Annotated in this window: 21 protein-coding genes and 1 pseudogene; 8 read left to right on the top strand and 14 right to left on the bottom strand. The window is 72.9% G+C overall.

The features are described 5' to 3' along the window. Nucleotides 1-7: 7 nt before the first annotated feature. Genes AB0950_RS08255 through AB0950_RS08240 form a run of 4 tightly spaced genes read right to left on the bottom strand, consistent with a single transcriptional unit; the run spans nt 8 to nt 4362 of the window. Complete coding sequence (locus AB0950_RS08255; RefSeq protein WP_360156805.1) at nt 8-787, bottom strand: CDP-alcohol phosphatidyltransferase family protein; 780 nt, start codon at nt 785-787, stop codon at nt 8-10. After that, a complete protein-coding gene (locus AB0950_RS08250; RefSeq protein WP_360156808.1) occupies nt 765-1826 on the bottom strand; it encodes an iron-containing alcohol dehydrogenase family protein in 1062 nt (353 codons plus the stop codon). Before AB0950_RS08250 ends, AB0950_RS08255 begins: the two co-directional genes overlap by 23 nt. Continuing rightward, nucleotides 1814-2566, bottom strand: coding sequence for a phosphocholine cytidylyltransferase family protein (locus tag AB0950_RS08245; RefSeq protein WP_360156811.1), 753 nt, complete (start codon nt 2564-2566; stop codon nt 1814-1816). The genes AB0950_RS08250 and AB0950_RS08245 overlap by 13 nt, the downstream gene beginning before the upstream one ends. Beyond that, the gene (locus AB0950_RS08240; protein WP_366778109.1) at nt 2563-4362 is read right to left on the bottom strand and encodes a DUF5941 domain-containing protein; all 1800 of its coding nucleotides are present in this window, start codon (nt 4360-4362) and stop codon (nt 2563-2565) included. Before AB0950_RS08240 ends, AB0950_RS08245 begins: the two co-directional genes overlap by 4 nt. A 266-nt stretch (nt 4363-4628) precedes the next feature. Here AB0950_RS08240 and galE point away from each other — a divergent pair, with 266 nt between their 5' ends. The 3 genes from galE to idi all read left to right on the top strand — a co-directional run bounded on the left by galE (nt 4629) and on the right by idi (nt 7482). Continuing rightward, complete coding sequence (galE, locus tag AB0950_RS08235) at nt 4629-5600, top strand: UDP-glucose 4-epimerase GalE (protein ID WP_360156817.1); 972 nt, start codon at nt 4629-4631, stop codon at nt 5598-5600. A 172-nt stretch (nt 5601-5772) separates the two neighbouring features. Then, the gene (locus tag AB0950_RS08230; RefSeq protein WP_360156820.1) at nt 5773-6714 is read left to right on the top strand and encodes a cation diffusion facilitator family transporter; all 942 of its coding nucleotides are present in this window, start codon (nt 5773-5775) and stop codon (nt 6712-6714) included. Nucleotides 6715-6888: 174 nt separating this feature from the next. Beyond that, nucleotides 6889-7482, top strand: a complete 594-nt coding sequence (idi, locus tag AB0950_RS08225; protein WP_360156823.1) for an isopentenyl-diphosphate Delta-isomerase — start codon at nt 6889-6891, stop codon at nt 7480-7482. A 74-nt stretch (nt 7483-7556) separates the two neighbouring features. Here idi and AB0950_RS08220 read toward each other — a convergent pair whose 3' ends face one another. After that, nucleotides 7557-8051: an ATP-binding protein gene (locus tag AB0950_RS08220; RefSeq protein ID WP_360157204.1), complete on the bottom strand. Its 495-nt coding sequence runs from the start codon at nt 8049-8051 to the stop codon at nt 7557-7559. 331 nt (nt 8052-8382) lie between these two features. Here AB0950_RS08220 and AB0950_RS08215 point away from each other — a divergent pair, with 331 nt between their 5' ends. Continuing rightward, nucleotides 8383-9138: an enoyl-CoA hydratase-related protein gene (locus AB0950_RS08215; protein WP_366778108.1), complete on the top strand. Its 756-nt coding sequence runs from the start codon at nt 8383-8385 to the stop codon at nt 9136-9138. Here AB0950_RS08215 and AB0950_RS08210 read toward each other — a convergent pair. Next, nucleotides 9110-9760 carry a DJ-1/PfpI family protein gene (locus tag AB0950_RS08210; RefSeq protein ID WP_360156829.1) on the bottom strand — a complete coding sequence of 217 codons (651 nt, stop codon included), beginning with the start codon at nt 9758-9760 and terminating at the stop codon, nt 9110-9112. The two genes, AB0950_RS08215 and AB0950_RS08210, sit on opposite strands and share 29 nt — an antisense overlap. Nucleotides 9761-9867: 107 nt before the next feature. Continuing rightward, nucleotides 9868-10827 (bottom strand): GlxA family transcriptional regulator, encoded by a 960-nt coding sequence (locus AB0950_RS08205; RefSeq protein ID WP_361988984.1) that lies wholly within the window; start codon nt 10825-10827, stop codon nt 9868-9870. 147 nt (nt 10828-10974) lie between these two features. Between AB0950_RS08205 and AB0950_RS08200 the strand changes: the two genes are divergently transcribed. Further along, nucleotides 10975-11106: an LPFR motif small protein gene (locus AB0950_RS08200; RefSeq protein ID WP_330336682.1), complete on the top strand. Its 132-nt coding sequence runs from the start codon at nt 10975-10977 to the stop codon at nt 11104-11106. Nucleotides 11107-11207: 101 nt separating this feature from the next. Continuing rightward, nucleotides 11208-13592, top strand: a complete 2385-nt coding sequence (locus AB0950_RS08195; RefSeq protein WP_366778107.1) for a Tex family protein — start codon at nt 11208-11210, stop codon at nt 13590-13592. A 176-nt stretch (nt 13593-13768) separates the two neighbouring features. Here AB0950_RS08195 and AB0950_RS08190 read toward each other — a convergent pair whose 3' ends face one another. Together AB0950_RS08190 and AB0950_RS08185 are read right to left on the bottom strand one after the other, a co-directional pair. After that, on the bottom strand, nt 13769-15409 hold the full coding sequence (locus AB0950_RS08190; protein ID WP_360156838.1) for an ABC-F family ATP-binding cassette domain-containing protein: 1641 nt from the start codon (nt 15407-15409) through the stop codon (nt 13769-13771). Between the two features lie 36 nt (nt 15410-15445). Next, complete coding sequence (locus AB0950_RS08185) at nt 15446-16477, bottom strand: oxidoreductase (RefSeq protein WP_366778106.1); 1032 nt, start codon at nt 16475-16477, stop codon at nt 15446-15448. A 77-nt stretch (nt 16478-16554) separates the two neighbouring features. Between AB0950_RS08185 and AB0950_RS08180 the strand changes: the two genes are divergently transcribed. Next, nucleotides 16555-17493, top strand: coding sequence for an FAD-dependent oxidoreductase (locus AB0950_RS08180; RefSeq protein WP_360156844.1), 939 nt, complete (start codon nt 16555-16557; stop codon nt 17491-17493). A 132-nt stretch (nt 17494-17625) separates the two neighbouring features. On the opposite strand, the gene AB0950_RS08175 is transcribed toward AB0950_RS08180, so the two are convergent. After that, nucleotides 17626-19605 carry a Xaa-Pro dipeptidyl-peptidase gene (locus tag AB0950_RS08175; protein WP_366778104.1) on the bottom strand — a complete coding sequence of 660 codons (1980 nt, stop codon included), beginning with the start codon at nt 19603-19605 and terminating at the stop codon, nt 17626-17628. 196 nt (nt 19606-19801) lie between these two features. On the opposite strand from AB0950_RS08175, the gene AB0950_RS08170 reads away from it, so the two are divergent. Then, complete coding sequence (locus tag AB0950_RS08170) at nt 19802-21304, top strand: M1 family metallopeptidase (RefSeq protein WP_366778103.1); 1503 nt, start codon at nt 19802-19804, stop codon at nt 21302-21304. 12 nt (nt 21305-21316) lie between these two features. Here the strand turns inward: AB0950_RS08170 and AB0950_RS08165 are convergent. The 4 genes and pseudogenes from AB0950_RS08165 to AB0950_RS08150 all read right to left on the bottom strand — a co-directional run. Continuing rightward, nucleotides 21317-21520 (bottom strand): annotated as a pseudogene (locus tag AB0950_RS08165) (PfkB family carbohydrate kinase); the annotation flags it as partial. Between the two features lie 24 nt (nt 21521-21544). Next, on the bottom strand, nt 21545-22468 hold the full coding sequence (locus tag AB0950_RS08160; protein WP_366778102.1) for a PfkB family carbohydrate kinase: 924 nt from the start codon (nt 22466-22468) through the stop codon (nt 21545-21547). 28 nt (nt 22469-22496) lie between these two features. Next, a complete protein-coding gene (locus tag AB0950_RS08155; protein ID WP_360156856.1) occupies nt 22497-22655 on the bottom strand; it encodes a hypothetical protein in 159 nt (52 codons plus the stop codon). 42 nt (nt 22656-22697) lie between these two features. Continuing rightward, nucleotides 22698-24173 (bottom strand): amino acid permease, encoded by a 1476-nt coding sequence (locus AB0950_RS08150; protein ID WP_360156859.1) that lies wholly within the window; start codon nt 24171-24173, stop codon nt 22698-22700. Between the last annotated feature and the right edge of the window lie 125 nt (nt 24174-24298).

The raw sequence follows: 24298 nt of genomic DNA, 5'->3' as shown, positions 1-24298 counted from the left end.
GCCGCGCTCACTTCAGCCTGCTGGAGGCGAGGATGGACACCAGGTGCAGCAGCGTCTGCAGCAGGGCGATGCCGGCCAGCACCGCCACCCCCAGCCGGGAGAAGAACAGGTCGCCGCGCGCCTGGTCGACGATGGCGAGGACCAGGATCAGCAGGGACGCCTCGATGCCGAGGATCAGCCGGTGGAACTTCAGGGCGGCGGCCGCCCGGCGGGCCAGCGCCATCCCGGAGGAGCGCATCTCGGCGGCGGCCTCCTTGACCGGCGGCTTGCCGGCCTGGTGCCGGGCGACGCCGACCAGGTCGGTCTCCGCCTTGATGAGGATGGCGCCGAGCGCGGCCAGGGTGCCGAGGAAGGCCCACAGCCAGTCGATACGGCCGCTGCCCCACAGGTCGGCGGCGCGCAGGCCGAAGCCCGTGAGCACCGCGGCGTCCGTGAGGTAGGCGCCGACCCGGTCCAGGTAGACGCCGTTCAGCGAGTACTGCTTCTTCCAGCGCGCGATCTCGCCGTCGACGCAGTCCAGCAGCAGGTACATCTGCACGCAGACCACGCCGAGCACGGCGCCCCAGATCCCCGGCACGAGCAGTGCCGGGGCGGCGAGCACGCCGAAGACGGTCATCAGGTACGTGAGCTGGTTGGGCGTGACCCTGGTGTTCACCAGGTAGCGGTCGACCCGCAGGGACACCTCACGCATGTAGAGGCGTCCCATCCAGTGCTCACCGCTGCGCCGGTCCTTCACCCCCGCGGGGTGGACGACCGGACGGAGTTCAGCTACCGATGGCCTTGACATAGTCGGCGTAGATGTCCTTGATCTGGTTCGTCTTGAGGTCGAGGTGTTCGAGGATCGTGTAGCGGCCGGGGCGGGTCTCCGGGGCGAACTCCACGACGCGGACGAACTCGTCCACGGTGAAGCCGATCTCCTCCGGCAGCACCGGAAGCCCGTGCCGGCGCAGCACCCCGGCCGTGTGGACCGCCTCCTCGTGCGCCCCGCGCAGGTACATCGCGAAGGCCGCGCCGAGTCCGCACTGCTCGCCGTGGGCGGCCGCCCGCTTGGGGAAGAGCAGGTCGAAGGCGTGGTTGATCTCGTGGCAGGAGCCGGAGGACGGGCGGGAGTCGCCGGAGATCGACATCGAGATGCCGCTGAGCACCAGCGCCTCGGCGAGCACCTGGAGGAAGTCGTTGTCGCCGATGCCGCCGGGGTGGCGCAGCACCGCCTCGCCGGCCTGGCGGGCCATGGCAGCGGCGAGACCGTCGATCTTCTCGCCGTTGACCCGGTTGGACAGTTCCCAGTCCTTGACCGCGTTGATGTTGGACACCGCGTCGCCGATGCCGGCGCGCACGAAGCGGGCCGGGGCCTCGCGGATCACGTCCAGGTCGATGACGACCGCGATGGGGTTCGGCACACCGTAGGAGCCGCGTCCGGCGTCGTTGTCGAGCGTGGCGACCGGCGAGCACAGGCCGTCGTGCGCGAGGTTCGTCGGTACGGCGACCAGGGGCAGGCCGACGCGGGCCGCGGCGAACTTGGCGCAGTCGATGATCTTGCCGCCGCCGAGCCCGACGACCGCGTCGTAGTGGCCGGACTTCATCTCGCCGGCCAGCCGGATCGCGTCGTCGAGGGTGCCGCCGCCGACCTCGTACCAGGTGGCGCCCGGCAGCGAGGGGGCGATCCGCTCGCGGAGCCTGGCGCCGGAGCCGCCGCTGACGGCGACGGCGAGCCGGCCGGACTGCGCGATGCGCTCGTCGGCGAGGACGCAGGCCAGGTCGTCCAGGGCACCCGGGCGGATGTCCACGACGACCGGCGAGGGAATCAGCCGGGTCAGTAGCGGCACGCGATCTCCCGTCCCCTGGCCAGGTCGTCGTGGTTGTCGATCTCGACCCAGTCCACGTCGCCGATCGGCGCCACGTCGATCCGGAAGCCCCGGTTGACCAGCTCCTGGTAGCCGTGCTCGTAGAACTGCTGCGGGTCGGTCTCCCAGACCGTCTTCAGCGCGTCGGCCAGTTCGGGGGCGGCGTCGCCCTCGATCAGGGTGACGCCGATGTACTCGCCGGTGGCCTCGGCGGGGTCCATCAGCTTGGTGATCTTCGTCATGCCCTTCTCGGGGTCGACGACGACCTTCATCTCCTCGTCCGCGAGGGACTTCACGGTGTCCAGCGCGAGGATGATCTTCTTGCCCTCACCACGGGCCGCGAGCAGCGTCTTCTCGACGGAGACCGGGTGCACGGTGTCGCCGTTGGCGAGGATCACGCCGTCCTTGAGGGCGTCACGGCCGCACCACAGGGAGTAGGCGTTGTTCCACTCCTCGGCCTTGTCGTTGTCGATGAGGGTGAGCCTGAGGCCGTACTTCTGCTCCAGGGCCGCCCTGCGCTCGTACACGGCCTCCTTGCGGTAGCCGACGATGATCGCGGCCTCGGTCAGGCCGACCTCGGCGAAGTTGGCGAGGGTGAGGTCCAGAACCGTTGGTTCGCCCTCTATGCCCGCGGGCCCCACCGGCACCAGCGCCTTGGGCAGGGTGTCGGTGTAGGGGCGCAGACGCCGTCCGGCGCCGGCCGCGAGCACGAGGCCGATCATGCGGGTTCTCCTTCGTCGTGTACGGCTGGGGCCCCGGCGGAGACCCAGAAGCGGATGCTCTCGGCGAGCACCACGAGGGCGACGGCCACGGCGAGGACCGTGAGCGCGACCGTGAACTGCGCGGCGGTGAGCACCGCGGCCAGGACGGTGACGAGGAGCGTGCGCCCCTCGTGCCCCCCGATGCAGCGCACCAGCCAGGCCGGGGGCGCTCCGGCGTTGCCGCGGATGCGGTACACCGTGTCGTAGTGATGGTAGGCGACGGCCGCCACCAGGCCGAAAGCCGCCGGGAGGGCGCCGTTCACCCCGGCTTTGCCCGCGAGGATCAGGACGGTGCCGTATTCGGCGGCGCGGAAGAAGGGCGGGACCAGCCAGTCGAGGGCGCCCTTGAGGGGGCGGGCGACGGCGAGGGCCGAGGTCAGGACGTACACCAGGGCGCCGATCACCGGCAGCACCGAGCCGTAGCCGGTCAGGGCCGAGCAGGCGGTGACGACGGCACCGCCCGCGAAGGCGGCCGCGGGCACCGCGAGGCCGGGCAGGCCCCGCCGTGCCACGCGTCGTACGGCCTCGGCGAGGGGACCGGAGTCGGCGAGGTCCGCCAGCGCCCGCGCGGCCCGGTCGGTGCGCCGCGCCGTGCGGGTCAGGGAGCGCAGGACGCGGCCCGCCGTGGTGTAGGCGGCCGCGAACGCGCAGCCGGCGAGCAGGACCCAGAAGGTGATCCGGGGGGTCGTCACCGCCGTCAGGACCGCTATCAGCGCCCACCGCTCGCCGATGGGCAGGACGATCATCCGGCGCAGCCAGACCGTCCAGCCGACGCTGTCGAGCTTGTCGGAGAGGGTTGCGGTGGGGCTGGTGTTGGCGGTGGCGTCGTGGTTGGCCTCGTTGAAGGAGAAGTCGACCACGTGCCGGCAGGTCTGCAGGACCATCGCGCCGAGGGCGAGGGCCCACACGTCGTCGCCGCCGCGGGCCGCGCCGAGGGCGAGACCGGCGTAGTAGGCGTACTCCTTGGCCCGGTCGAAGGTGGCGTCCAGCCAGGCGCCGAGCGTGGAGTACTTCAGGGCGTAGCGGGCGAGCTGGCCGTCGGTGCAGTCCAGCACGAAGGACGCGATCAGCAGCACGCCGGCCGCGACGAACCCCGCGCGCGTGCCCGTCGCCGCGCAGCCGGCCGCGATGAGGGCGGTGAGCAGCGAGGCCGTGGTGACCTGGTTGGGGGTCAGGCCCCGGCGGGCGCACCAGCGGGCGAGGTAGCGGGAGTAAGGGCTGATGAAGAAGGTGGTGAAGAAGCCGTCGCGGGACTTCACGGCGGACTTCAGGCGTACGGCCTCGTCGTCGACGGCGGCGACGGCCTGCCGTGCCTCGTTGCGGGCCTGCGGGTCGGCGGGGACGGCGGCGACCAGGCTGCCCAGCTCCGGCCGGTGCACCTCGCAGCCGTCGGCGCCGAGGGCGGTGACGACCCGGTCGGCGAGGCTGTCCACGGCCACTGCGGTGCCGCCGCCGGCGGTGGTCTCGCGGGCCACGGCCCGGGTCAGCGCCTGCCGGGCGGCCCCCTGGGCGGTGACGGCGCCGGGGACCGCGGCGAGCGGGAAGCGCGGGTCGGTCAGGCCGAGGCGCAGGGCGTGCCGGTGGCCGACGAAGCGGGCGTCGACCAGGGCCACGCGGTCACCGGCCGGGGCGGCGGCGAGCAGGGTCTCGGCCTCGGCGGCGTCCGCTGCCACCCGGACGTCGAAGCCGAGGGACCGCAGATCGTTCTCGAGGGTCGATCCGGGGACCGGCTGACCGGTGACGATGGCGGTCGACAACCGAACTCACTCCCTGGGTGCCGGCGCGTGGGCACCGGCTGTCTCGCATGGTGGGGCGCCCTGCCGGCGGCACCCGGGCGGCATGTCGGCAGAGGCTATCGGATGGCCGCAGGCCCGTGTTCACCGGCCGTTCACGGCCAGGCCCACGGCGGCTGCCCCGGCCTTTGCCGCGATCATCATCGGGGATCCGGGGCCCGCCTCACAAACCCGTCGGCGCAGACCGGGGCAACCGGGACAGGCGAGGGGCCCGCATAAGGTGGACGACCATGACCTGGCTGATCACCGGCGGAGCCGGATACATCGGGGCGCATGTGGCGCGGGCCATGGCCGGCGCCGGGGAGCGCGTCGTGGCGCTGGACGACCTGTCGGCGGCGGTGCCCGCACGGCTGCCCGCGGACGTGCCGCTGGTCGAGGGCTCGACGCTGGACGGGGACCGGCTCAAGCGGGTCCTCGGGGAGTACGGCGTGACCGGCGTCGTACATCTGGCGGCGCGCAAGCAGGTCGCCGAGTCGGTGGCGCGGCCGACCCGCTACTACCGGGAGAACGTCGGCGGGCTGGCCACGCTGCTGGACGCGGTCGCGGAGGCCGGCATCCGCCGGCTGGTGTTCTCCTCGTCGGCGGCGGTGTACGGCAACCCGGACGTGGAGCTGATCACCGAGGACACCCCGTGCGCGCCGGTGAACCCCTACGGCGAGACCAAGCTGGCCGGCGAGTGGCTGGTACGGGCGGCCGGGAAGGCGCACGGGATCTCCACGGTGTGCCTGCGGTATTTCAACGTGGCGGGCGCGGCGGCGCCGGAGCTCGCGGACACGGGCGTGTTCAACATCGTGCCGATGGTGTTCGACCGGCTCACCCGCGACGAGGCCCCGCGGATCTTCGGCGACGACTATCCGACCCCGGACGGCACCTGTGTCCGGGACTACATCCACGTGAGCGACCTGGCCGAGGCCCACCTCGCGGCGGCGCGGCGGCTCGCCGGAGGCGACGTGCCCGGTGATCTCACGCTGAACATCGGGCGGGGCGAGGGCGTGTCGGTGCGCGAGCTGATCACGGTCGTCGGGGAGGTGACCGGCGACCGCCGGGAGCCGGTGGTGGAGCCGCGCAGGCCGGGCGACGCGCCGCGCGCGGTCGCCTCGGCCGAGCGGGCCGCCGAGCGGCTGGGCTGGCGGGCCGGGCGCGGGGTACGCGAGATGGTGGAGTCGGCCTGGCGGGGCTGGCAAGTGCACCAGGGCGGGTGAGCCCGCGCTCGAGCCGCAGCGGAGCGGCCGCGGACAGGAACCGCACCCGTCGTGACCTGCGGAACGTTTCCGCAGGTCAGGGCACATGACAACGGTGTTCAATGCCGCGTTGCCCCATACCCCCCACCCGTAGTTCACTGGGTGCCGGACGGAGCACGGAAGGGCGGTTTCCATGGGGGCAGGGCACGACCACGGGCACGCGCACAGCCATGCCCCGGCCACGGGTACGGCCGCGGCCGCGTACCGGGGCCGGCTGCGGATCGCGCTGGGCATCACGCTCACGATCATGGTGGTGGAGCTCGTCGGCGGTGTGCTGGCCGACTCGCTCGCGCTGATCGCGGACGCGGCCCACATGGCCACCGACGCGGTGGGCCTCGGCATGGCGCTGCTCGCGATCCACTTCGCCAATCGCCCGCCGAGCGCGAACCGCACCTTCGGCTACGCCCGCGCGGAGATCCTCGCCGCCCTGGCCAACTGCCTGCTGCTGCTCGGGGTCGGCGGATACGTCCTGTACGAGGCCGCCCAGCGGTTCGTGACGCCCGCGGAGACCCGCGGCGGTCTGATGGTCGTGTTCGGCCTGATCGGCCTGGTCGCGAACTCGGTCTCGCTGACCCTGCTGATGCGCGGGCAGAAGGAGAGCCTGAACGTGCGCGGCGCCTTCCTGGAGGTCGCGGCGGACGCGCTCGGCTCGTGCGCGGTGCTGGTCTCGGCGGTGGTGATCCTGACCACCGGCTGGCAGCGCGCGGACCCGGTCGCCTCGCTGGCCATCGGCCTGATGATCGTGCCGAGGACGGTGAAGCTGCTGCGCGAGACGCTGGACGTGCTGCTGGAGGCGGCCCCGAAGGGCGTGGACATGGCCGAGGTCCGGGCCCACATCCTGGCGCTGGACGGCGTGGAGGACGTCCACGACCTGCACGCCTGGACGATCACCTCCGGCATGCCGGTGGTCTCGGCCCATGTGGTGGTGAGCTCGGACGTGCTGAGCGCCGTGGGCCACGAGAAGCTGCTGCACGAGCTGCAGGGCTGCCTCGGCGACCACTTCGACGTCGAGCACTGCACCTTCCAGCTGGAGCCGGGCGGGCACGCGGAGCACGAGGCACGGCTGTGCCACTGACGCCCCGGTCGGGTGTTCCGGGGTGGGGGGAGGTTCCGGGCTCCGCCGTCCGGGCACGATGATCTACCGGGTCCGCCTTCCGGCGCGCGCCGCGCGCGGAGGTGCCGGTAAGTGCCGGGAGTGCCGGATTCGTACGGCAGACTTGGGGTGCGAAGACCGAGGCGAAGGATGGGTATGCCGATCACACCTGCCACCGCGACGCACAGCTCGTCCAATGGCACCGCACAGGCGATTTTGCTGGAACTGGTCGACGAGAAGGGTGTGACGATCGGTACGGCGGAGAAGCTCGCCGCCCATCAGCCGCCGGGGCAGTTGCACCGCGCGTTCTCGGTGTTCCTCTTCGACGACCACGGCCGGCTGCTGCTCCAGCAGCGGGCGCTCGGCAAGTACCACTCCCCCGGTGTGTGGTCCAACACCTGCTGCGGCCACCCGTACCCGGGCGAGGCGCCGTTCGCCGCCGCGGCCCGGCGCACCTTCGAGGAGCTGGGCGTGTCGCCCTCGCTGCTGGCGGAGGCGGGCACGGTCCGCTACAACCACCCTGATCCGGCCTCGGGCCTGGTCGAGCAGGAGTACAACCACCTGTTCGTCGGCCTGGTGCAGGCGCCGCTCGCGCCCGACGCCGACGAGGTCGCCCGGACCGCGTTCGTGACGGCGGCCGAGCTGGCGGAGCGGCACGCCCGGGATCCGTTCTCGGCCTGGTTCATGACCGTGCTGGACGCGGCCCGTCCGGCGATCAGGGAGCTGACGGGCCCGTCCGCGGGCTGGTGAGCACCACCGTCCACGACAGCGTTGCCGCGGGCCTGTGCCTCGACGCCTCCGGGCGAGGGCACGGGCCCGCGCCGCTACGGCACCGTCGCGGGCTTGAGCGGCAGGGCGGCCCAGATGACCTTGCCGCCGCTCGCGGTGTGCTCCACGTCGACCGTCCCGCCCGCCTCCCGCGCCACCTCGCGGACGAGCAGCAGGCCCCGGCCGCCGGTCTGGCCGTGGTCGGCCTCCAGCGCGGTCGGGCGGTACGGGTGGTTGTCCTCCACGGACACCCGCACCCACTCGGCTCCGACGGCGACCTCCACGGCCAGCATCGGCGACAGCAGCGCCGCGTGCCGGACCGCGTTGGTGACCAGCTCGGAGACGATCAGCAGCAGGCCGTGCACCAGGTCGTCGGAGACCGGCACGCCCTGGCGCAGCAGCAGGTCCCGTACGGCGTGCCGCGCCTGCGGGACCGAGGCGTCCACCGCGGGCGCGGTGAACCGCCAGACGCCCTCGTACGGCAGTGGATCGGGCGGCCGCTCGGCGCCCCCCGCTGGGCGTGGGCCGTCCCCGCGCCCGTGGTTGTCCATCGTCCGGTCGCCACCCTCGCGCTCGATTGTCACCACACGTCGAGTGTTGGTAACGATCCGCTCGGCTCTGCGGACCTGAACACAAGTCAGCGGGTATCGAGCGGTTTCTGACCGAGTGCGTATGACACGGTCACGTGGAGGACTGGTTCCGGTCGCCCGGACGCCGGTTCGCGAACTAATCGGGTCGTACGGGTTTGGGCTGCTCCCGGCCGCTCGAAGCCGCCGAGCTGCAGTGGCCTCGGCGGCGGTTCGGCTGGGTGAGACCTGTGACACCCGAGGGCCGTGGGCCCCGTCCTTGGTGGGGGCGGAGGGCGCGCATAGCATCCGGCCCATGGAGCCCCAGCTTTCCCACCATGTCACCGGCGCCGTCGCCACCGTCGTCATCGACCATCCGGCCAAGCGCAACGCCATGACCGCCGCGATGTGGCGGCGGCTCCCGGAGCTGCTGGACGCGCTCGCGCAGGACCCCGGGGTGCGGGCGCTGGTGCTCACCGGCGCGGGCGGGGCCTTCTGCGCGGGGGCGGACATCAGCACGCTCCGGGGTTCGCCGGAGGAGGCGCAGAAACTCGCCGTGGCGGCCGAGGAGGCGCTCGCCGCGTTCCCCAAGCCGACGGTGGCCGCGGTGCGCGGGCACTGTGTCGGCGGCGGGGCGCAGCTCGCCGCCGCCTGCGACCTGCGGCTGGCGGAGGAGGGCGCGCTGTTCGGGGTGACTCCGGCGAAGCTGGGGATCGTCTACCCGGCCTCCTCCACCCGGCGCCTGGTGTCGCTGGTGGGTCCGGCCACCGCCAAGTACCTGCTGTTCTCGGCCGAGTTGATCGACGCGGGGCGGGCGCTGCGCAGCGGGCTCGTCGACGAGGTGCTGCCGGAGGGCGAACTGGACAAGCGGGTTGCGGAGTTGACCCGGGTGCTGGTCTCGCGCTCGCAGCTCACCCAGGCCGCGGCGAAGGAGTTCGCGGCCGGCCGTACCGACCGGGACGCCCACTGGGCCGAGCGGGCCCGCGGCAACCCCGACACCGCGGAAGGGGTCGCCGCGTTCCTGGAGCGGCGGCAGCCGTACTTCACGTGGAACGTGGCTGCGTCAGGATGAACCGGCTCCGGGCGCGCAGCCGCTCGACGAGATGGGCGGGGGCCTTGTCCGGGGACCCGGCGGCATAGGGCGGGCGCGGGTCGTACTCGGTGGCGAGCTGCAGGGCCTGGGCGTGTTCGTCGCCCGCGATCCGCCCGGCCAGGGTGAGCGCCATGTCGATGCCGGCGGAGACCCCGGCGGCGGTGACGTACTTGCCGTCGGTCACCACCCGCTCCCCGGTCGGCTCGGCGCCGAACCGGGTCAGCTGGTCGAGGGCCAGCCAGTGCGAGGTCGCGCGGCGCCCCTCCAGGAGTCCGGCGGCGGCCAGCAGCAGGGAGCCCGTGCACACCGAGGTCGTCCAGGTGCTGCCCGCGTCGGCTTGGCGCAGCCAGTCCAGCAGCGGCCGGTGCTCCATCAGGTCGCTCTGTCCGGGCCCGCCCGGCACCACCACGACGTCCGGCCGCGTGACCTCCCCCAGCGATCGGTCCGCGACGACCGCGAGGGCGCCGGTGTCGGTGCGCACAGCGCCGGTGCGCTCGGCGACGAAGACGATGTCGGCGCCGGGGAGCCGGGAGAGGATCTCGTAGGGGCCGACGGCGTCGAGGGCGGTGAAGCGGTCGTAGACGACAACGGCGATCTGCATGAGGGGGGTCCCTTCGGTGCGGTGAGGGCCGACGGCGGCGCCGGCCCGCCTCGGCGGGGCACGCCGAGGAAGCGAACGGTGGTGGTTCGGTGGTGGCCGGTCCCGCCTCAGCGGGCCGGGGCGGGGCGGAAGCGGCGGCGGTACTCCGCCGGGGACGTGCCGAACGCCTTGACGAAGGCGCGGCGCATGGCCTCGGGGGTGCCGTAGCCGCCGGCGCGGGCGACCTCCTCGATGCCGGCCGGGCTGTCCTCCAGCAGCCGGCGGGCGTGTTCCAGGCGGACCCGGTCGACGTAGCGGCCGGGTGTCATGCCGGTCTCCTCGCGGAAGGCGCGGGCGAAGTGGCGCGGTGACAGGCGGGCGCGGGCGGCGAGCGCGTCGACCGTCAGATCGCCCGCGGGATGCTCGGTGATCCAGCGCTGGACCTCCCGCAGCGGCGCGCGCTGGGCGGTCTGCGCGGCGAGCTGGGCGCTGAACTGCGCCTGGTTGCCGGGCCGGCGCAGGAAGACCACGAGGTGCCGGGCGACCGCGAGCGCGACGTCCCGGTCCAGGTCCTCCTCGACCAGCGCGAGGGCGAGGTCGATGCCCGAGGTCACCCCGGCCGAGGTGGCGACGTGCCCGTCCCGGACGTAGATGGGCTCCGGTTCCACGGCGACGGCCGGGTGGTCGCGGGCGAGTGTGTCGCAGTACGCCCAGTGGGTCGTGGCCCGGCGGCCGTCGAGGAGTCCGGCGGCGGCGACCAGGATGGCGCCCGTGCACACCGAGACCAGGCGCCGTGCGCGCGGTCCGCGCTCCCGCAGCCAGTCGATCAGCCGCGGGTCGGGGCGGCGGGTGCCCTCGCCGCCCGGCACCAGCAGGGTGTGCGGGTCGGCCGCGGTGCGCAGCGCCTCGTCCGGTACGAGGGTCAGGCCGCTGGAGGCGCGCACCGGGCCGCCGTCCAGGGAGGCCGTACGGATCCGGTAGCTGCCCGGCGTGTGCTTCTCCGCGCCCGCGAACACCTCGAGCGGCCCGGTGACGTCGAGGCTCTGGACGCCGTCGAAGAGGACGAGGAGAAGCGTTCGCTGCGGCATGTCCCCGATTCTTCGCCGCCCCGCGGATGGCCGCAATGACGCGTTTCCCACCTTTCCTGCCATGGCGAGGGAGCAGGGGCGGCCGGGCATGAAGGGGCGGCCGGTGCGGTACCCGGGGGCCAGTCGACCTACAGGAGGAGGATTTTCGTGTTCGCTGCCATCGCAGACGTCCTGCGCCAGGTGGGCGGCGCCATCGCCACGGTGGTCACGCTGCCGTTCCGCGCCGTCGCCCGGCTGTTCGGCGGGGCCTCGTCGTCCGCGCACGGGGGCCGTGCCTGAGTCCTGCCCCGGCGTGCGCCACGCGCCGCCCTGATCCCCGGTTGTCGGTGTCACCTGCCACAATTGCCGCGCAACCTCAGTGGAGAAGGCGGTACGGGATCGTGACGACACCCGGATCCATCGAAGCAGGATCCATCGAAGGCAGGATCGCCGAGGAACTCGGCGTACGGGAGCGGCAGGTGAGGGCCGCGGTGGAACTGCTCGACGGCGGTTCGACCGTGCCCTTCATCGCCCGCTACCGCAAGGAAGCGACCGAGATGCTCGACGATGCGCAGCTGCGCACGATCGAGGAGCGGCTGCGCTATCTGCGGGAGCTGGAGGAGCGGCGCACCGCGATCCTGGAGTCGGTGCGCGAGCAGGGCAAGCTCACCGACGAGCTGGAGGCGAGGATCCGGGGCGCCGAGACCAAGGCGCGCCTGGAGGACATCTACCTCCCGTACAAGCCCAAGCGGCGCACCAAGGCCCAGATCGCGCGCGAGGCCGGCCTGGAGCCGCTGGCGGAGGGCCTGCTCAGCGACCCGAGCGTGGAGCCACTGGCGGCCGCCGCCGCGTTCGTGGACGCCGGCAAGGGCGTCGCCGACCCGCAGGCCGCGCTGGAGGGCGCGCGGGCGATCCTCACCGAGCGGTTCTCGGAGGACGCCGACCTGATCGGCGAGCTGCGCGAGCGCATGTGGGTGCGCGGGCGGCTGGCCGCCAAGGTGCGCGAGGGCAAGGAGGAGGCGGGCGCGAAGTTCGCCGACTACTTCGACTTCGCCGAGCCGTTCACCGAGCTGCCCTCGCACCGGATCCTGGCGATGCTGCGCGGCGAGAAGGAGGAGGTCCTCGACCTCGTCCTGGAGCCCGAGGAGCCCACACAGGGCCCGTCGTCGTACGAGGGCATCGTCGCGCACCGGTTCGGGATCGCCGACCGGGGCCGTCCCGCCGACAAGTGGCTGACGGACACGGTCCGCTGGGCCTGGCGCACCCGGATCCTCGTCCACCTCGGCATCGACCTGCGGCTTCGGCTGCGTACGGCCGCCGAGGACGAGGCGGTGAACGTGTTCGCGGCGAACCTGCGCGACCTGCTGCTGGCCGCCCCGGCCGGCACACGCGCGACGCTGGGCCTGGACCCCGGTTTCCGTACGGGCGTGAAGGTCGCCGTCGTCGACGCGACCGGCAAGGTCGTCGCCACCGACGTGATCTACCCGCACGTCCCGGCGAACAAGTGGGACGAGGCCCTCGCCAAGCTGGCCCGGCTCGCCAAGGAGCACGCGGTCGAGCTGATCGCGATCGGCAACGGCACGGCCTCCCGCGAGACCGACAAGCTCGCCGGTGAACTGATCGCCAAGCACCCGGAGCTGAAGCTCACCAAGGTGATGGTGTCCGAGGCGGGCGCGTCGGTGTACTCGGCCTCGCAGTACGCCTCGCAGGAGCTGCCGGACATGGACGTGTCGCTGCGCGGCGCCGTCTCCATCGCCCGGCGCCTGCAGGACCCGCTGGCCGAGCTGGTGAAGATCGACCCGAAGTCCATCGGCGTCGGCCAGTACCAGCACGACCTGTCGGAGGTGAAGCTGTCCCGCTCGCTGGACGCGGTCGTGGAGGACTGTGTGAACGGCGTCGGCGTGGACGTCAACACGGCGTCCGTGCCGCTGCTCGCGCGGGTGTCGGGCATCTCCTCCGGCCTCGCCGAGAACATCGTGGCGCACCGGGACGCCCACGGCCCCTTCAAGTCCCGCGCGGAGCTGAAGAAGGTGGCGCGGCTCGGCCCGAAGGCGTACGAGCAGTGCGCGGGCTTCCTGCGCATCCGCGGCGGCGTCGACCCGCTGGACGCCTCCAGCGTGCACCCCGAGGCCTACCCGGTGGTGCGCCGCATGGTGAAGACGACCGGCCAGGAGGTGGCCTCCCTCGTCGGCAACACGGGCGTGCTGCGCTCGCTGAAGCCCGCCGACTTCGTGGACGACACGTTCGGTCTGCCGACCGTGACGGACATCCTGAAGGAGCTGGAGAAGCCGGGCCGCGACCCGCGTCCGGCGTTCCGGACGGCCACGTTCAAGGAGGGCGTGGAGAAGATCTCCGACCTGTCGGCCGGGATGATCCTGGAGGGCGTGGTGACGAACGTGGCCGCGTTCGGCGCGTTCGTCGACGTCGGCGTCCACCAGGACGGTTTGGTGCACGTCTCGGCGATGTCGAAGACGTTCGTCAAGGACCCGCGCGATGTCGTCAAACCCGGTGACATCGTCAAGGTGAAGGTCCTCGACGTGGACATCCCGCGCAAGCGGATCGCGCTGACCCTGCGCCTGGACGACGAGGCCGCCGCGCAGACAGGGCAGGGCGGCGGCCGGCAGCAGCGCGGCGCCCGGCCGCCCCAGCAGCGGCAGGGCGGCGGGCAGGGCCGGCGGGAGGGCCGCGGCGGCGACCGCGGCGGCCGCCAGGCGCCGGCGCCGGCCAACAGCGCGATGGCGGACGCACTGCGCCGGGCGGGCCTGCTGGATCCGAAGAAGCGGTGACCCTGCGGGGCTTCGGAGGCGGTCGTCCCACCCGGCCACCCGCCTCGGTCGGCTGACAAGGCGCCCTTCCATGCGGAGAGTGCCGTGTCCGCCGGCCGACCGGTGGTGGGCCGGTCGCGCCCGTGCGGCGGAGCCGCATATCGGCACAGCCCCGCGCCCCTTCGGGGGGGCGGGGATTACCGCTCCGTCACCTTGCCGCCGGCGACCTCCAGGCGCCTGGTCACCCGGACCGCGTCCAGCATGCGCCGGTCGTGGGTGACCAGGAGCAGGGTGCCCTCGTAGGAGTCGAGGGCCGACTCCAGTTGCTCGATCGCGGGCAGGTCGAGATGGTTCGTCGGCTCGTCCAGGACCAGGAGGTTGACGCCCCGGCCCTGGAGCAGCGCCAGGGCCGCGCGGGTGCGCTCGCCCGGCGAGAGGGTCGCGGCCGGGCGCAGCACGTGGCCGGACTTCAGGCCGAACTTGGCGAGCAGGGTGCGCACCTCGGCCGGCTCGGTGTCGGGCACGGCCGCGCAGAACGCGTCCAGCAGGGTCTCGGGGCCGTGGAAGAGCCCCCGGGCCTGGTCGACCTCCCCGACCAGGACGCCCGAGCCCAGCGCGGCGTGCCCGGAGTCCAGCGCGACCCGGCCCAGCAGGGCGCCGAGCAGGGTGGACTTGCCGGCGCCGTTGGCCCCGGTCACCGCGACCCGGTCCGCCCAGTCGATCTGCAGGGACACCGGGCCGAAGGTGAAGTCGCCGCGCCGCACCTCGGCGTCCCGCAGGGTGGCCACGACCGCGCCGGAGCGCGGGGCGGAGGCGATCTCCATGCGCAGCTCCCACTCCTTGCGCGGCTCCTCGACCACCTCCAGGCGCTCGATCATGCGCTGGGTCTGCCGCGCCTTGGCGGCCTGCTTCTCGCTGGCCTCGCTGCGGAACTTGCGGCCGATCTTGTCGTTGTCGCTGCCCGCCTTGCGCCGGGCGTTCTTCACGCCCTTGTCCATCCAGGCCCGCTGCATCTGCGCGCGGTCCTGGAGCGCGGTCCTCTTGTCGGCGAACTCCTCGTACTCCTCCCGCGCATGCCGGCGGGCCACCTCACGCTCCTCCAGGTAGGCCTCGTAGCCGCCGCCGTAGAGGTTGATCCGCCGCTGGGCCAGGTCGAGTTCGAGGACCTTGGTGACCGTGCGGGCGAGGAACTCGCGGTCGTGGCTGACGACGACCGTGCCCGCGCGCAGCCCGGTGACGAAGCGTTCCAGGCGCTCCAGGCCGTCCAGGTCGAGGTCGTTGGTGGGCTCGTCCAGGAGGAACACGTCGTAGCGGGACAGCAGGAGCGAGGCGAGGCCGGCCCGGGCCGCCTGGCCGCCGGACAGCGAGGTCATCGGCTGGTCCAGGCCGACGGCGAGGCCGAGGGAGTCGGCGACCTCCTCCGCGCGCTCGTCCAGATCGGCGCCGCCGAGACCCAGCCAGCGCTCCAGGGCGGTGGCATAGGCGTCGTCGGCGCCGGGCAGCCCGTCCACGAGCGCCTGCGTGGCCTCGTCCATGACGCGCTGGGCCTCGGCGACCCCCGTGCGCCGGGCCAGGAACTCCCGGACGCTCTCGCCCGGCCTGCGCTCCGGCTCCTGCGGCAGATGGCCGACGGTCGCGGCCGGCGGGGACAGCCGCAGCTCGCCCTGCTCGGGCGGGGCGAGCCCGGCGAGCAGCCTGAGCAGGGTGGACTTGCCCGCGCCGTTGGCGCCGACGAGACCGATCACGTCACCGGGGGCGACGACGAGGTCGAGCCCGGAGAAGAGGGAGCGGTCGCCGTGCCCGGCGGCGAGGTTCTTCACGACGAGTGTGGCAGTCATCAGGACGCCGATCCTAATGGGCCGGGCGTCCGCGGCTCAGCCGCGTTGTCCCCCGGTGACCGGTGCCGTGAGCACGCCTCCCGCCGTGCGCGCCACGAGGTACGCCTCTCCCCTGACCGCCCGCGGGTCCAGCGGGAGGCGGTGCCGGCCGGGCTCCAGGACGCCGTCGAACACCTCGCGGCTGCGGGTGCGGTGCAGCCGGTCGAGGCGGTAGGCGGTGATCCGCACCCGGCAGGCCGAGGTCACCTCGACGTCCGCGCAGCCGTCGGCGGCGGCGAACTCGGTGAGCCGGCGCCGCGCGAGCGGGCCGCGGTCCAGGGCGTGCTCGATCTGGGCCACCAGCAGCGGCACGATCGGCGCCAGGCCGTCGACCCGGGCGACCTCGGCCCCGGCCCGCTCGAACGCCTCCAGTACGGCGGCCCGTTCGGCCTCGCCGACCGCGCGGCCGAAGGCGACGGCGCCGTAGCCGCGCAGTTCCTCGGCGGGGACGGCCCGGGCATCGTCCGTGATGTCGGCGCCGATGCCGATGGTGCGCAGCGCGGCGGCCAGCCTGGCGAGCACGGCGACCCGGGCGCCGATCAGCAGGACCCGGCGGCGGGGCGCGGCGGCCCCGTCCATCAGGGCGCCGAGCGCCGCCCGGTACTCGGCGCCCCGGAACCGGTAGGGCCCTATGCCGTGGTAGCCGTTGAGCTCCAGGTCGGCGTGCTCGTCCGTCTGCCAGGCGAAGTCCCGCCAGATGTAGTCCTCGCCGTCGCGCCGGATGACGGCGGTGACCGCTCCGCAGGCCAGGTCCGCGCACTCGGGGCAGCCGTAGAGGACGAACCGTCCGCCGGGGAGCGGCGGTTCGGCCTCCAGCAGCAGGGCGCGCACGTGTGCGGCGAAGATGGCGGGCGGGACGTCCGAGGCGAGCGGGGAGACGGCGTCCAGGTCGGACAGCCGGTACAGCAGCGGACGGCCGTCCACGACGAAGTCCACGAAGTCACGGTGGAGCTGGTAGCCGCCGTCGGCGAGCACACCGCCGGCGCGGATCGCCGGTGCCAGGCCGAAGGTGGCGTATGCGGCAGACATGCTGTGAGTATCCCCACACGGACAGCGATGTGAGCGCGGCATGTCAGAGTCGGCCGGACAGGATCTATCGTCCTGGCGTGGACAGCGAGCCGAATGACGAAGTGATCGTGGTCGGAAGCGGGGTCGCCGGGCTGACGACGGCCGTGGTGCTGGCCGAGTCCGGGCGCCGGGTACGAGTGTGGGCGCGTGAGCCGGCCGAGCGTACGACCTCGGCGGTCGCCGGCGGGCTGTGGTGGCCGTACCGCATCGAACCGGAGCCGCTGGTGGGCGCCTGGGCGCTTGAGTCCCTCGCCGTGTACGAGGAGGGGGCGGACCGGCCTGAGGAGACGGGCGTACGCCTGGTCGACGGCGTACACCGGGGGTCCCGGCTGGACGAACTGGGCACCTGGGCGGGCCGGGTGCCGGGCCTGCGGGCGGTGCCCGACGGCCTGGCCGCACGGCTGCCGGTGATCGACATGCCGGTGCATCTGGCGTGGCTGCGGGAGCGGCTCGCGAAGGCGGGAGGCGTGGTGGAGGCGCGCGAGGTGACCGACCTCGCCGCGGTGCCGGCGCCCGTCGTCGTCAACTGCACGGGCCTGGGCGCGCGTTCGCTGGTGCCGGACCCGGCGGTGCGTCCGGTGCGCGGGCAGCTGGTCGTCGTGGAGAACCCGGGGATCACCAGCTGGCTCACCTCCGTCGACCACTCCTCCGCCGCGTCCACGTACTTCATCCCGCAGCCGGGCGGGCTGCTGCTCGGCGGCACGGCGGAGGAGGACGACTGGTCCCTGGCCCCGGACCCGGCCACCGCTGCGGCGATCATCGCCCGCTGCGCACAGATCCGACCGGAGATCGCCCAGGCCAGGGTGCTGGACCATCGCGTGGGGCTCCGCCCGGCCCGGGACGCGGTACGCCTGGAACGGCAGCCGCTGCCCGACGGACGCGTGCTGGTCCACAACTACGGCCACGGCGGCGCCGGGGTGACGGTGGCGTGGGGGTGCGCCCGGGAGGCGGCGGGGTTGGCGTTCCCGGGTGCTTGAAGGAAGCGACGGCACTGCAACTCCCCAAGGAGCGCGGGGCTGTGTCGATATGCGGCTCCGCCGCGCGGGCGCGACCAGCCACAGCGGACCCGAAGCCGGCGATGGTCGCGCACCCCCACGACGCACCCCCGGTCAGCCCAGCGGGACGTGCCGAGCCGGTTTCGTTGCGCGGACTCCCTTCAGAACCGTCGGCCCCGGTTGCGCCACCGCGCTGTCCGCCGTGGCGCGGGCGAACGCCGCCGCGCCGCCGGCCAGTGGCAGGCTCGCCGTCGTACCCGGCAGGGACACCGTCAGGGTCGGCTTCGTGGACGGCGGGTCGATCAGGTCCCTGTCCGTGCCGGCGACGATCAGCGCCAGCCGGTGCCCCTTGGGCACGACATGGTCCGTGGCCGCCAACCGCAGGGTCATCGTGTACGCCCGGCCCGGGGTGAGGGGAGCGCTCTTGCCGAGGGAGGCGTAGTGGCCGAGGTCGGCCCAGCCCCGGCTGAACACGGTGTAGTCGACCTTGGTCGTCTTGGCCGCCGTCTTCTTGAAGCAGGCGCTGTCCCCGGCCGTGCTCCCACCCCAGCAGCTGCGGGAGGTGAGCGTGGTGATGCCCTCCCCGGAGTCGGCGTAGTCGCGGATGGTGTCCGGGCCGAGGTCGACCAGGACGGCGGACAGGTGGGCCGAGCCGGTGGTCGGGGTCGCGGTCACCGTGACCGTGGCCGAGCCGGACAGGCGCAGGTCGTGGGTGAGCGGTGCGGTGAGGAAGCCCGCCTTCTCCGGGGTCGGCGTGGTGAGGCGGGACGCCCAGTCGGTCTCGCTCAGCTTCGGGTCGTCGGTGAAGGTCTCCGTGCCGCCGGCCGGGCGCAGGCCGAGCGTGCCGACGCCCGCCTGGTTACCCGGGGCCGGGTGGAGGACAGCGGTGCTGGTGGTCCGCGGGGGCCAGACCCGGGAGGTGACCCACTGGTCGGGGTGGCGTTCGATGTCGGCCATCGGCTCGCGGTCGACGCCGTTGTCGTAGCCGAGGAGTTCGTGGTCGAACCAGTGGTGGAGGGTGTCCACCCAGGCGCCGCGCCGGTAGTCGAAGGGGTCGACGTGCCCGGTCTGCGACAGCCAGATCTTGCGCGCGACGCCGTGCCGGGCGAGGGCGTCCCACCACTGCCCGACATGCTTGGTGCGGACGTTGAGGTCCTGCATCCCGTGCACCAGGAACACGCTGGCGCGCACCTTGGCCGCGTCCTTGACGTAGTCCCGCTCGGTCCACAGCGGGGTCCAGTCGCCGCTGCGCGGGCTGCCGTCGGCGAGTCTCTTCTGTACGGCCGCGCAGTGGGTGTGCGCCGCGTCGCTCTCGACGTATCCGGCCAGCTCGTCGGGGCCGCCGTCGTACAGCGGGGCGCCCTGCGCGACGTAGTAGTCGTACCAGGAGGAGATGGCGCTGATGGGGACGATGGTCCTCAGGCCCTTGACGCCGGTGGCGGCCACGCCGTTGGCGATCGTGCCGTCCCAGCTCTTGCCGATCATGCCGGTCCGTCCGTTGGTCCAGCCGGCCCGGACGGTCTTCGTCCCGGTCCGGCTGGTGTACGCCGTGGCGCGGCCGTTCAGCCAGTCGACGACGGCCTTCGCGGACTGGACGTCGGAGCGGCCGCCGACGTCGACGCAGCCGTCGGAGCGGTTGGTGCCGGCGAGGTCGACGCCGACGAAGGCGTAGCCGCGGGGCACGAAGTAGTTGTCGTAGAACAGCGGCATCTGGACGACGCGGCCGTGCGCGTCGTACGTCTTGACCTGGCTCTCGTTGCCGCGTCCGCAGCAGGAGTAGTAGGGGCTCGCGTCCATGATGACGGGCACCTGGTGACCCTGGCGGGCGAGCTCGGACGGCCGGACGATGTCGGCGGCGACGCGGTCGGTCCTGCCGTCGCCGTCCTCGTCGAGACCGGTGTCCACCCATACGGACTCGCGGATGGCGTGGGCGTAGGAGTAGACGGGCCGGCTCTCCCGTGGGGCAGGGCTCGTGGCGGTGGCGGCCCGGGCGGCGGTCGGGGTGAGGAACGCGGCCGTCAGGACGGCGACGACCGCGGTCGCGAGCGCTCTCCAGATCGTGGAGCGCGTGCGGAGGAGGATGCGTGTCGGCATGCGCGGACGGTACTGCGGTCAACTCCCGTACAGAAGAGGGACTCGCGGCGATCCGTGGGCTCGTGACGGCTGAATGGCGATCGTGTGACAGCAGGTGCCATGGACAGGCCGGCGGCCACAGGGACTGAATAGGCTCCGGACAGGTTCTCGAAGAATCTTCCGAACGGACCTTTCGTCCCGACGACTTGGAGCTGACGTGCACCGCAGAATCATCGCGCCCGGCGCACTGGCGGCGGCCTCCCTCCTGCTGGCGATCCCGGCATCGGCCGCGAGCTACTCCCCCGGCGCGCCGGGCATCGGCGACCCCTACTACCCGTACTACGGCAACGGCGGCTACGACGTCTCGCACTACGACCTGAGGCTCCAGTACCAGCCGGAGACGGACGAGTTGCAGGGCACGGCGACGATCCTGGCGCGGACCACGCAGGACCTGTCCAGCTTCGACCTGGACTTCCTGCTGGACGTGAGCGAGGTGCGGGTCAACGGCGCGAAGGCCGCCTTCACGCACGCCCAGCAGCACGAGCTGGTGGTCACGCCGAAGACGCCGCTGGCCAAGGGCACGCCGATCACGGTGGTGGTCCGCTACAGCGGGGTGCCGTCGACGAAGAGCGCCTACGGCTTCACCACCTGGCACCGCACCCCGGACGGCGCGGTCGCGGCCGACGAGCCCGAGGCCGCGTGGTGGTGGTTCCCGAGCAACGACCACCCGAGCGACAAGGCCACCTACGATGTGTCGGTGGCCGTGCCCGACGGCACGCAGGCCCTCTCCAACGGCACGCTCCAGTCGACGAGTTCGAAGCTGGGCTGGACCCGCTACACCTGGCGGCAGAACAAGCCGCAGGCGACCTATCTGGCCACTCTCGCCCTCGGGAAGTTCGACATCACCACGAGCACCTCCGAGGGCGGGGTGCCGGTCGTCAACGCCTACAGCAAGGACCTCGGCGACGACGACGGGGCCGCGCGGGCGAGCGTGGAGCGCACCGGGGAGATCGTGGACTGGCTGAGCGGCTACTTCGGGCCGTATCCGTTCAGCACGGCCGGCGGATACGTCCCGAACACCACCACCGGCTACGCGCTGGAGACCCAGACCCGGGTCTACTACAGCCCCAAGCAGTTCGCGAACGGCTCCAACACCTCGGTGGTCGTACACGAGCTGGCCCACCAGTGGTACGGCGACGACGTGTCGCTCAAGGGCTGGAAGGACATCTGGATCAACGAGGGCTTCGCCCGGTACGCGCAGTGGCTGTGGTCGGAGCACGAGGGCGAGGGCACCACGCAGGAACTCGCCGACTACGTGTACGCCTCCCACCCGGCCGACGACGCGTTCTGGACGGTCAAGCCCGGCGACCCCGGCCCGGACGACCAGTTCGACATCGCCGTCTACGACCGCGGGGCGCTCGCCATCCAGGCACTGCGCAACGCGGTCGGGGACGAGGCGTTCTTCCGCATCCTGAAGGGCTGGCCGAAGGAGCACGCCTACGGCAACGCCTCGGTGGCCGACTTCGAGCGCTACGCCGAGCAGGTCTCCGGCAAGCCGCTCGCCTCGCTGTTCGACACCTGGCTGTACCAGCCGTCGAAGCCGGCCGCGCCCGCGGCGCGCGCCGCGTCCCTGGCGACGGCGGACACGAAGGCGGCCCAGCCGAAGTCGTGGAAGAAGATCCAGGCGACGAACGGCCTCCACGACGCGCGCGGGCACTGACCGGAGGCCGGCTCAAGGTCTGCCTTCTCTGCCTTCCGCCGCCCGCTCGAGCAGCTCGGCCCGGCCTATCGACTCCGCCCGGGAGGCCGGGACCGTGCAGGCGTGAGCGCCCGCGACCGCGCCGTAGCGGGCGCAGGTCTCGGGAGGCTCGCCGGCGAGGCGGCCGTAGAGGAACGCGGCGGCGAAGGCGTCACCCGCGCCGTTGGAGTCCACCACCGCGGGCACTGACCGCAGGCCGGCTCAAGGTCTGCCTTCTCTGCCTTGCGCCGCCCGCTCGAGCAGCTCGGCCCGGCCTATCGACTCCACCCGGGAGGCCGGGACCGTGCAGGCGTGAGCGCCCGCGACCGCGCCATAGCGGGCGCAGGTCTCGGGAGGCTCGCCGGCGAGGCGGCCGTAGAGGAACGCGGCGGCGAAGGCGTCACCCGCGCCGTTGGAGTCCACCACCGGTGCGGGCGGCGCCACCGCGGGCACCCGGGACAGCTCGCCGTCGGCCAGCAGATACGCGCCCTCGGCTCCGGCGGTGGCGACGACCACCTCGGCCCGGCCCCGCTCGGCGATGCGCCGCATGGTGCGCTCGGGGTCGGGCAGCGCGGCGGCCGAGAGGAAGACGATGTCGGCGGCGTGGGCGAACGGCTCGTGGTACGGACTCTCGCCGTCCCAGTCGTGCAGATCCGTGGACAGGCTCACGCCCGTGGGGATCAGCGCCGGCAGGGCCTCGGCGCAGGGCTGGGTGATCGTCACGTGCACGTGCCGGCTCGCCCCGGCGAGCATGCGCAGCAGCTCCGGGGGGAAGCGGTCGCCGGGGCGGGCGCGGCTGGTGTCGTACAGGGACAGGCGGCGGCCGTCCGGGCCGACCAGGTTGACCGCCCGTTTGGTGCCCGCCGGCTGCGGGAGCGCGGTCAGTCCGATGCCGTGCTCGCGGTGCAGGGCGCGCACGAGGTCGCCCTCCGGGTCGTCGCCGAGCAGGTCGAGGTGGTGGGTGCGCAGGTCCAGCGCGGCGAGGCCCAGTGCGACGAAGTCGCCGGTCTGCCCGGCCCGGGTGCGGATCCCGGAGTCGATCATGTAGCTGTCGGCGTACGGCAGGGGCAGCTCGGGGACATGGATGATCGTGTCGACGCCGGCCCCGCCCAGCACCAGGACGTCCGTCGGGGGGTGAGTGCTCATCCGCCGCCCTCTTCGTGGTCGTACACCGTCACCGCGCGCTCTGCCGGGCGGGCCGGGAGGCCGTACGTGGCTGGTCGCGCAGTTCTCCGCGCCCCTGACCGTACACGGCGAGGCACCGGACCGTACCCGAACCGCCCTTGGCCGACGGCACGGTGGCGTCACCTCGGATGTACTTGATCTCCGACATGACGCCACCGTGGGCGATGCCACTGACAGTGGCGCTGAGCTGCTACTTCGTCAGCTGCGAGAGTTCGTCGTCGGTGCGGCGGTCCACCCGGCGGCGCACCCCGAACCAGCCGGCGACCAGCAGGACGGCGATCACCGGGATGAGCAGGACCGTCTTGCGGCCGACCTCGGGGTCGTTCCACATCATGCCGAGGCAGGCCAGCAGGAAGGCGATCGTGGCGATCTCGGTGAGGGGGCTGAACTTGAGCTGGAAGTGCGGACGGCTCACCAGGCCCGCGCGGGCGCGGCGCACGAAGACCATGTGGCAGACCATGATGATCACCCAGGTGCTGACGATGCCGAGGGAGGCGACGTTCAGCACGATCTCGAAGGCCTGGCTCGGCATCAGGTAGTTCAGGCCGACGCCGAGGACGCAGACCGCGCAGGTCAGCAGGATGCCGCCGTAGGGCACCTGGCTGCGGCTCATCCGCGCGGTGAACTTGGGCGCGGAGCCCGCCATGGCCATCGAGCGCAGGATGCGGCCGGTGGAGTACAGGCCGGAGTTCAGCGAGGACATGGCGGCGGTCAGCACGACCAGGTTCATCACGTCGCCGGCCGCCGGGACGCCGATCTTCGACAGGACCGTGACGAAGGGGCTCTCGTCGGCGGAGTACACCGAGCCCGGCAGCAGCAGGGCCAGCAGCACGACCGAGCCGACGTAGAACAGGCCCACGCGCCACATGATCGAGTTGACCGCGCGCGGCACGACCTTCTCCGGCTCGGCGGTCTCGCCGGCCGCGACACCCACCAGCTCGAGGGCCGCGTAGGCGAAGATCACGCCCTGCATGACCAGGACGACCGGCATCACGCCGTGCGGGAAGACGCCGCCGTGGCCGGTGATCACGCTCAGGCCGGGGGTGTGGCCGCCGACCTTGTGATGGGTGGCGAGCAGGAAAATGCTGATCAGCATGAAGCCTACGATGGTGGCGACCTTGATGATGGAGAACCAGAACTCCATCTCGCCGAAGATCTTCACCGAGATCAGGTTCACGGCGAGGACCACCGCGAGGGCGATCAGCGCCAGCACCCACTGCGGGATGGAGGTGAAGAAGCTCCAGTAGTGCGTGTAGAGCGCGATCGCCGTGATGTCGGCGATACCGGTGGTCGACCAGTTCAGGAAGTACATCCAGCCGGCGACGTAGGCGCCCTTCTCGCCGAGGAACTCGCGCGCGTACGACACGAAGGAGCCGGAGGACGGCCGGTACAGGACCAGCTCGCCCAGGGCCCGCACGACGAAGAAGGCGAACACGCCGCAGACCAGGTAGGCCAGGGCGAGTGCCGGGCCGGCGTTGTGCAGGCGGCCGCCGGCGCCCAGGAGGAGGCCGGTGCCGATGGCGCCGCCGATGGCGATCATGTTGATGTGGCGGGCCTTGAGGTCCTTGCTGTAACCGGCGTCGCCCGCGTCCGCGGGCGTCTGGGCCGCCTGCGCCGCCTGGGTGCGGGCGGTGGCCTGTGCCGATTCCACGGCGTCCTTGCTCACGGGTGGTTCACTTCCTGGTGCGCCCGGTCCTCGTGGGCCCGGGGGACGTGCAGGGCTCGGTCCGCACCACCCTGGTGAGTCGGGGCACAGACCGAGACAGCAGCTTCCCAGACCAGCGCCTGTCC

Origin of the sequence: Streptomyces sp. NPDC007189, from assembly GCF_040703635.1 — a bacterium.
In the GTDB taxonomy this organism is placed as follows: Bacteria; Actinomycetota; Actinomycetes; order Streptomycetales; family Streptomycetaceae; genus Streptomyces.
The sequence above is the reverse complement of the archived record's forward strand: the minus strand, read 5'-3'. Positions and strand labels throughout refer to the sequence as shown.

Coding starts and splice junctions, on each gene's coding strand:
- AB0950_RS08255 (WP_360156805.1), bottom strand. CDS start 787: ATGTCAAGGCCATCGGTAGCTGAACTCCGTCCGGTCGTCCACCCCGCG.
- AB0950_RS08245 (WP_360156811.1), bottom strand. CDS start 2,566: ATGATCGGCCTCGTGCTCGCGGCCGGCGCCGGACGGCGTCTGCGCCCC.
- galE (WP_360156817.1), top strand. CDS start 4,629: ATGACCTGGCTGATCACCGGCGGAGCCGGATACATCGGGGCGCATGTG.
- AB0950_RS08230 (WP_360156820.1), top strand. CDS start 5,773: ATGGGGGCAGGGCACGACCACGGGCACGCGCACAGCCATGCCCCGGCC.
- idi (WP_360156823.1), top strand. CDS start 6,889: ATGCCGATCACACCTGCCACCGCGACGCACAGCTCGTCCAATGGCACC.
- AB0950_RS08220 (WP_360157204.1), bottom strand. CDS start 8,051: ATGGACAACCACGGGCGCGGGGACGGCCCACGCCCAGCGGGGGGCGCC.
- AB0950_RS08215 (WP_366778108.1), top strand. CDS start 8,383: ATGGAGCCCCAGCTTTCCCACCATGTCACCGGCGCCGTCGCCACCGTC.
- AB0950_RS08210 (WP_360156829.1), bottom strand. CDS start 9,760: ATGCAGATCGCCGTTGTCGTCTACGACCGCTTCACCGCCCTCGACGCC.
- AB0950_RS08205 (WP_361988984.1), bottom strand. CDS start 10,827: ATGCCGCAGCGAACGCTTCTCCTCGTCCTCTTCGACGGCGTCCAGAGC.
- AB0950_RS08190 (WP_360156838.1), bottom strand. CDS start 15,409: ATGACTGCCACACTCGTCGTGAAGAACCTCGCCGCCGGGCACGGCGAC.
- AB0950_RS08185 (WP_366778106.1), bottom strand. CDS start 16,477: ATGTCTGCCGCATACGCCACCTTCGGCCTGGCACCGGCGATCCGCGCC.
- AB0950_RS08175 (WP_366778104.1), bottom strand. CDS start 19,605: ATGCCGACACGCATCCTCCTCCGCACGCGCTCCACGATCTGGAGAGCG.
- AB0950_RS08160 (WP_366778102.1), bottom strand. CDS start 22,468: ATGAGCACTCACCCCCCGACGGACGTCCTGGTGCTGGGCGGGGCCGGC.
- AB0950_RS08155 (WP_360156856.1), bottom strand. CDS start 22,655: ATGTCGGAGATCAAGTACATCCGAGGTGACGCCACCGTGCCGTCGGCC.